2 protein-coding genes and 1 pseudogene are annotated in these 8,237 nt (G+C 46.6%); 2 read left to right on the top strand and 1 reads right to left on the bottom strand.

Annotated elements, in window-relative coordinates; translation table 11 throughout:
• Together tcaB and tcaC are read left to right on the top strand one after the other, a co-directional pair.
• Nucleotides 1-1,179 (top strand): annotated as a pseudogene (gene tcaB / locus Phpb_RS27000) (insecticidal toxin complex protein TcaB); the annotation flags it as partial.
• Nucleotides 1,180-1,238: 59 nt separating this feature from the next.
• Nucleotides 1,239-5,696, top strand: coding sequence for an insecticidal toxin complex protein TcaC (gene tcaC / locus Phpb_RS18200; protein ID WP_065391591.1), 4,458 nt, complete (start codon nucleotides 1,239-1,241; stop codon nucleotides 5,694-5,696).
• A 153-nt stretch (nucleotides 5,697-5,849) separates the two neighbouring features.
• On the opposite strand, the gene Phpb_RS18195 is transcribed toward tcaC, so the two are convergent.
• Nucleotides 5,850-7,448, bottom strand: a complete 1,599-nt coding sequence (locus Phpb_RS18195; RefSeq protein WP_065391590.1) for a toxin — start codon at nucleotides 7,446-7,448, stop codon at nucleotides 5,850-5,852.
• Nucleotides 7,449-8,237 lie beyond the last annotated feature (789 nt).

The raw sequence follows: 8,237 nt of genomic DNA, 5'->3' as shown, positions 1-8,237 counted from the left end.
GGCGGTTTATCCGCGGCGGAAATCGCCGGTCTGACCCTGCGCAGCACCGCCATGATCACCAATGGCGTCGCGACGGGATTGCTGATTGCCGGCGGAATCGCCAATGCGGTCCCTAACGTCTTCGGGCTGGCTAACGGTGGATCGGAATGGGGAGCGCCATTAATTGGCTCCGGACAAGCAACCCAAGTTGGCGCCGGCATTCAAGATCAGAGCGCCGGCATTTCAGAAGTGACAGCCGGTTATCAGCGTCGTCAGGAAGAATGGGCATTGCAACGGGATATTGCTGATAACGAAATAACCCAACTGGATGCCCAGATACAAAGCTTGCAAGAGCAGATCACAATGGCACAAAAACAGATCACTCTCTCTGAAACCGAACAAGCGAACGCTCAGGCGATTTATGACCTGCAAACCACTCGTTTTACCGGGCAGGCACTGTATAACTGGATGGCCGGTCGTCTCTCCGCGCTCTATTACCAAATGTATGATTCCACTCTGCCAATCTGTCTCCAGGCAAAAGCCGCATTAGTACAGGAGTTAGGCGAGAAAGAGAGCGACAGCTTATTCCAGGTTCCGGTGTGGAATGATCTGTGGCAAGGGCTGTTGGCAGGGGAAGGTTTAAGTTCAGAACTACAGAAACTGGATGCCATCTGGCTTGCACGTGGTGGTATCGGACTGGAAGCCATCCGCACCGTGTCGCTGGATACCCTGTTTGGCACAGGGACGTTAAGTGAAAATATCAATAAGGTGCTTAACGGGGAAACGGTATCTCCATCTGGCGGCGTAGGTCTGGCGCTGACGAATGATATCTTCCAAGCGACATTGGACTTGAGTCAGCTAGGCTTGGATAACTCTTACAACCTAGGTAACGAGAAGAAACGCCGTATTAAACGTATCGCCGTCACCCTGCCAACACTTCTGGGGCCATATCAAGATCTTGAAGCTACGCTGGTAATGGGTGCGGAAATCGCCGCCTTATCACACGGTGTGAATGACGGAGGCCGGTTTGTTACCGACTTTAACGACAGCCGTTTTCTGCCTTTTGAAGGTCGAGACGCAACAACCGGCACATTGGAGCTCAATATTTTTCATGCCGGTAAAGAGGGAGCGCAACACGAGTTGGTTGCGAATCTGAGTGACATCATTGTGCATCTGAATTACATCATTCGAGACGCGTAAATTTCTTTTCTTTGTCGATTACAGGCCCCTATCTGGGGCCTGTTATTAAGGAGTACTTTATGCAGGATTCACCAGAAGTATCGATTACAACGCTGTCACTTCCCAAAGGTGGCGGTGCTATCAATGGCATGGGAGAAGCACTGAATGCCGCCGGCCCTGATGGAATGGCATCCCTATCTCTGCCGTTACCCCTTTCAACCGGCAGAGGGACAGCTCCTGGATTATCGCTGATTTACAGCAACAGCGCAGGTAACGGGCCTTTCGGCATCGGCTGGCAATGCGGTGTCACGACCATTAGCCGACGCACCCAACATGGCATTCCACAATACGGCAATGACGATACGTTCCTCTCCCCACAAGGCGAGGTCATGAATATCGCCCTGAATGACCAAGGGCAACCTGATATCCGCCAGGACGTTAAGACGCTGCAAGGCGTTACCTTGCCAATTTCCTATACCGTGACCCGCTATCAAGCCCGCCAGATCCTGGATTTCAGTAAAATCGAATACTGGCAGCCTGCCTCCGGTCAAGAAGGACGCGCTTTCTGGCTGATATCGTCACCAGACGGCCAACTGCACATCTTAGGAAAAACCGCGCAGGCTTGTCTGGCAAATCCGCAAAATGATCAACAAATCGCTCAGTGGTTGCTGGAAGAAACCGTGACGCCAACCGGTGAACATGTCAGCTATCAATACCGAGCCGAAGATGAAGCCCATTGTGACGACAATGAAAAAACAGCGCATCCCAATGCTATCGCACAGCGCTATCTGGTACAGGTGAACTACGGTAACATCAAACCACAAACCAGCCTGTTCGTACTGGATAACACACCTCCCGCACCGGAAGAGTGGCTGTTTCATCTGGTCTTTGACCACGGTGAGCGCGATACCTCACTTCATACCGTACCGACATGGGATACAGGTACGGCGCAATGGTCTGTACGCCCGGATATCTTCTCTCGCTATGAATATGGTTTTGAAGTGCGTACTCGCCGCTTATGTCAACAAGTGCTGATGTTTCACCGCGCCGCACTCATGGCCGGAGAAACCGGCGCCAATGACGCCCCGGAATTGGTTGGACGCTTAATACTGGAATATGACAAAAACGCCAGCGTCACCACGTTGATTACCCTCCGTCAATTAAGCCATGAACCGGACGGCAGCCCAGTCACCCAGCCGCCACTGGAACTAGCCTGGCAACGGTTTGATCTGGAGAAGATGCCGACATGGCAACGTTTTGACGCACTAGATAATTTTAACTCGCAGCAACGTTATCAACTGGTTGATCTGCGGGGAGAAGGGCTACCGGGTATGCTGTACCAGGATCGCAGCGCCTGGTGGTATAAAGCTCCGCAACGTCAGGAAGACGGAGATAGTAATGCCGTCACTTACGACAAAATCGCCCCACTGCCTACCCTACCCAATTTGCAGGATAATGCCTCATTGATGGATATCAACGGAGACGGCCAACTGGATTGGGTTGTTACCGCCTCCGGTATTCGCGGATACCATAGCCAACAACCCGATGGAAAATGGACGCACTTTACGCCAATCAATGCCTTGCCCGTGGAATATTTTCATCCAAACATCCAGTTCGCTGACCTTACCGGGGCAGGCTTATCTGATTTAGTGTTGATCGGGCCGAAAAGCGTGCGTCTATATGCCAACCAGCGAAACGGCTGGCGTAAAGGAGAAGATGTCCCCCAATCCACAGGTATCACCCTACCTGTCACAGGGAGCGACGCCCGCAAACTGGTGGCTTTCAGTGATATGCTCGGTTCCGGTCAACAACATCTGGTGGAAATCAAGGCTAATCGCGTCACCTGTTGGCCTAATCTGGGACATGGCCGTTTTGGTCAACCACTAACCCTGCCGGGATTCAGCCAGCCCGAAAATAGCTTCAATCCCGAACAGCTATTTTTGGCGGATATCGACGGCTCCGGCACCACCGACCTTATCTATGCACAATCCGGCTCTTTGCTCATTTATCTCAACCAAAGTGGTAATCAGTTTGATGCCCCGCTGACATTAGCGTTGCCAGAAGGCGTACAATTTGACAACACTTGCCAACTTCAAGTCGCTGATATTCAGGGATTAGGGATAGCAAGCCTGATTCTAACTGTGCCACATATCGCGCCACATCACTGGCGCTGTGACCTGTCACTGACCAAACCCTGGTTGTTGAATGTGATGAACAATAACCGGGGCGCACATCACACGCTACATTATCGCAGTTCCGCGCAATTCTGGTTGGATGAGAAATTACAGCTCACCAAAGCAGGCAAATCCCCGGCTTGTTATCTGCCGTTTCCAATGCATTTGCTATGGTATACCGAAATTCAGGATGAAATCAGCGGCAACCGGCTCACCAGCGAAGTCAGCTACAGCCACGGCGTCTGGGATGGTAAAGAGCGGGAATTCAGAGGATTTGGCTGCATCAAACAGACTGATACCACAACGTTTTCTCACGGCACCGCCCCCGAACAGGCGGCACCGTCACTGAGTATTAGCTGGTTTACCACCGGCATGGATCAAGTAGACAGCCAATTAGCCACAGAATATTGGCAGGCAGACACTCAGGCTTATAGCGGATTTGAAACCCGTTATACCGTCTGGGATAGCACCAATCAGACAGACCAAGCATTTACCCCCAATGAGACACAACGTAACTGGCTGACGCGAGCACTTAAAGGCCAACTGCTACGCACCGAGCTCTACGGTCTGGACGGAACGGATAAACAAACTGTGCCTTATACCGTCAGTGAATCGCGCTATCAGGTACGCTCTATTCCCGTAGATAAAGAAACTGAATTATCCGCCTGGGTGACCGCTATTGAAAATCGCAGCTACCACTATGAACGTATCATCACTGATCCACAGTTCAGCCAAAGTATCAAGTTGCAACACGATATCTTTGGTCAATCACTGCAAAGTGTCGATATTGCCTGGCCGCGCCGCGAAAAACCAGCAGTGAATCCCTACCCGCCTACCCTACCGGAAACGCTATTTGACAGCAGCTATGATGATCAACAACAACTATTACGTCTGGTGAGACAAAAAAATAGCTGGCATCACCTGACTGACGGGGAAAACTGGCGATTAAGTTTACCAAACGCACAACGCCAGGATGTTTATACTTACGACCGGACCAAAATCCCAGCCGAAGGTATCTCCCTTGAAGTCTTGCTGAAAGCCGATGGCCTGCTAGCAGATGAAAAAGCGGCCGTTTATCTGGGACAACAACGGACGTTTTACACCGCCGGTCAAGCGGAAGCCGCATTAGAAAAGCCCACGTTACAGGCGCTAGTGGCGTTCCAAGAAACCGCTATGATGGATGACACTTCATTAAAAGCTTATGAAGGGGTGATCGAAGAGCAGGAATTAAATACCGCACTGACACAGGCCGGTTATCAGCAAGTCGAGCGGTTGTTTAATACCGGCTCAGAAAGCCCGGTATGGGTGGCGCGGCAAGGTTATACCGATTACGGTGACGCCGCACAGTTCTGGCGGCCTCAGGCTCAACGTAACTCGTTGCTGACAGGGAAAACCACACTGACTTGGGATACCTATCATTGTGTAATAATACAGACTCAGGATGCCGCTGGATTAACGACGCAAGCCCATTACGATTATCGTTTCCTTACACCGGTACAACTAACAGATATTAATGATAATCAACATATTGTGACCCTGGACGCGTTAGGTCGCGTGACCACCAGCCGGTTCTGGGGCACAGAAGCAGGACAAGCCGCAGGCTATTCCAACCAGCCCTTCACACCACCGGACACCGTAGATAAAGCGCTGGCATTAACCGGCGCACTCCCCGTTGCCCAATGTTTAGTCTATGCCGTTGATAGCTGGATGCCATCGTTATCTTTGTCTCAGCTTTCTCAGTCACAAGAAGAGGCAGAAGCGCTATGGACGCAACTGCGTGCCGCTCATATGGTTACCGAAGATGGGAAAGTGTGTGCGCTGAGCGGGAAACGGGGAGCAGGTCATCAAAACCTGACGATTCAACTCATCTCGTTATTGGCAAGTATTCCCCGTTTACCACCGCATATACTGGGGATCGCCACTGATCGCTACGATAACGATCCGCAACAGCAGCACCAACAAACGGTGAGTTTTAGTGACGGTTTTGGCCGGTTACTCCAGAGTTCAGCCCGTCATGAGCCCGGTGATGCCTGGCAACGTAAAGAGGATGGTGGGCTGGTCGTGGATGCAAATGGCGTTCTGGTCAGTGCGGCTACAGATACCCGATGGGCCGTTTCCGGTCGCACAGAATATGATGACAAAGGCCAACCTGTGCGTACTTATCAACCCTATTTTCTAAATGATTGGCGCTACGTTAGTGATGACAGCGCACGAGATGATCTGTTTGCCGATACCCACCTTTATGATCCACTGGGGCGGGAATACAAAGTCATTACTGCTAAGAAATATTTGCGAGAAAAACTGTACACCCCGTGGTTTATTGTCAGCGAGGATGAAAACGATACAGCATCAAGAACCCCATAGTTTTATCCGTTGCCCCGCAATACGTTGCGGGGCAATATCCAATCAACTATGAAAATTCAGCATTTCCGGTCAGTTCCACCGCTCTCTTTAATAATGCAGGTCGCCTTTCAAAGAAACCTGCATACTCACAGAATTAAAGATTAAATATCAACATCAATGTTCTTTCTTGGTAAAAGCCGAAACAGGATCAGGTGTCGGGACAGAGCTATCGCAATTATAATGCTTTCCTGTCAGTCCTATTTTCTTGCAAGCCGTAGACAAAAGATCATTAGGTGTTGCCCACTCATCTTTCCAGTTATTACCATCATAACGTTCATTTTTAAATAGATCCCACATTATAAGGCCCGTTTTACCATATTTGATCGTACCATCTAATATGCTATTGAGAGCTGCCTTCGTGAGCGGCAAATTACCGGTTGCAGGTTTACCCACTTCAAATCCAACCGTAATAGGCGGCAAAACCAATAATTTTTGCGGTTGAACTGATGCCTGAGCATAATTACGTGCTCCTTTCAGTTTGACATGAAAGGTAACAACTTCATTGCCTGATTTAAGCCAGTTAATATATTGACCATAATAATACTTAACCTGTCCAGGAAGGTCACAAGGAATATATGTTTCACCTCCGCCAATAAATCCGCAATCTTTTTCACTTAAATCATAGGTCATCACACCAATATAACTGAGTCGATTGATCAAATCAGGATAACTCAGCGCAGTATTATAAATCAAACCATAGAGATTTCCTCCCCACCAGGCACCACCATAAATATCACTATTTCTCGCGTTAGTTCCCCAGTTAGCGGACATATTCGGGATACTTCCCGTTGCAGGGCCTGCGGTACTTAGCTTAAGTGATGGTTTAACCGCATTAATTGAAGTGTAAAAAGATTTTAAAATAGCAGCGAATTTATCCACGGTTACCGGCATTGCACGGGGAATTTTTTCTGCGCCAGGGACAATCTTCATTGACGCATCATAAACATAACCGCCGAGTCCCTTAGCTATTAAAGTTGATGTAATAAAAGTTTCACTGTTATTAGGGGGAACCTTGATTGAATCAGGGGTTAATTTCCAACTTTTTGCATTAATATCGGCATGCCAGAATTCTTCATAATCAACATCAATTCCCTCGACTCCCAAATCAGCCGCCAAATTGACAATATTTCTATATGCCTTATCTGCTTCCTTGCCCGTAATAGTACTGTCAAATCGAGGAATTTTGGTCAGGGGATTAGGGAAGATATCATAAACCGCACCGGGTTCATTACCACAAGCATCTTTTTTGCCGGCGGTTATATCATAAATTTTCGGATAACAACTAAAGTTCCATCCACCTACCGCAATATAAGTACTCACTCCATGAGATTTTAAATCAGCGATAACACCTTTCAATGCCACAAAATCGGCCCTGGCATTTTCAGCTTCTTGGGTGCTAATACTTTGACCAGAAGTACAGGTATAACCAAACAATCCTGAACATTTCAGGCTACTTTTTTCATAGTTAACAAAACTAGGCTGGACAAAAGATAATACCAATATATTAAAGTTACTCTTGTTCTTAGAAATATCTCTACTTAATTTTTTAAAGTTATCAAGGCTGGCATAATATTCTTGAGTATCAACCTGCGCAGCAGGTCCACTAAGATAATATGCAGATATTTTAGGGTTGGCAGCAATAATATTTCCTGATATGAAAAAACATAATACAGAACTTGCTAATAAATATCGGTTTAATTTGTATTTAGACATATATCTATCTCCACTTGGTTAACATTACTTTTCCGACTATAGCCAATGAGTTATCATGACCCCTCATTGCCTTTTCATCATGAATGGTATAAGTTTTTCCCTAATAGAGCGTTAATATGTTCAGTCTGTTATTATAGACTGTGATGTAGTTACTAAACTGTTATATTGGCATTAATTATTTCAATGCATCAATTCCATAATAGTGTAGTTTTCACCATTTTCCACAAAACACATAGAAATTAGTTGTAATAATATTTCTTTCTAATCTATCTAAATAAAAGACAATATTATTGTACCCTATGGATTTCAAGATGGATCGCGACAGCAAGGGAACAAATCCCTGGAAGCATAGATAACTATGTGGCCGGGGTGAGCGAGTTCAGCCAACAAAGAGGCAATTTGAAAGATGACGGGTATATATGATAATTCCACTAGATTATACTTATGTTAATTAATTACTACAGGTGTAACGCTTTAGAGATAATTATTTCCTTCCACAATTGAATACCGATTACCATTATATTAGTTTTCAATTCCTACCTAATATATAAACCAAGTCTTAAAAAGCATTATTTTAATAAACAGACTTAGTATTAAACAAATAACGTATTTCAGCAAAAATATAAATAGACTACGTTTATTTCATTAAAACATGATTATTTCCTATAGGCTATAAGTTATAAATAATGTGCAAGCAGACTGGCAATAATAATTAATTATAGCTTGTGCAAAGCTGCTTATGAATGAACAGTTAACATGAACAACGCACAAAACCTGGAGTATACATGT

Origin of the sequence: Photorhabdus namnaonensis (genome assembly GCF_001684335.1) — a bacterium.
GTDB lineage: Bacteria > Pseudomonadota > Gammaproteobacteria > Enterobacterales > Enterobacteriaceae > Photorhabdus > Photorhabdus namnaonensis.
The sequence above is the reverse complement of the archived record's forward strand: the minus strand, read 5'-3'. Positions and strand labels throughout refer to the sequence as shown.

Bases quoted from the DNA above. Each gene is read 5' to 3' on its own strand.
- Phpb_RS18195 (WP_065391590.1), bottom strand. From the start codon at position 7,448: ATGTCTAAATACAAATTAAACCGATATTTATTAGCAAGTTCTGTATTA.
- tcaC (WP_065391591.1), top strand. From the start codon at position 1,239: ATGCAGGATTCACCAGAAGTATCGATTACAACGCTGTCACTTCCCAAA.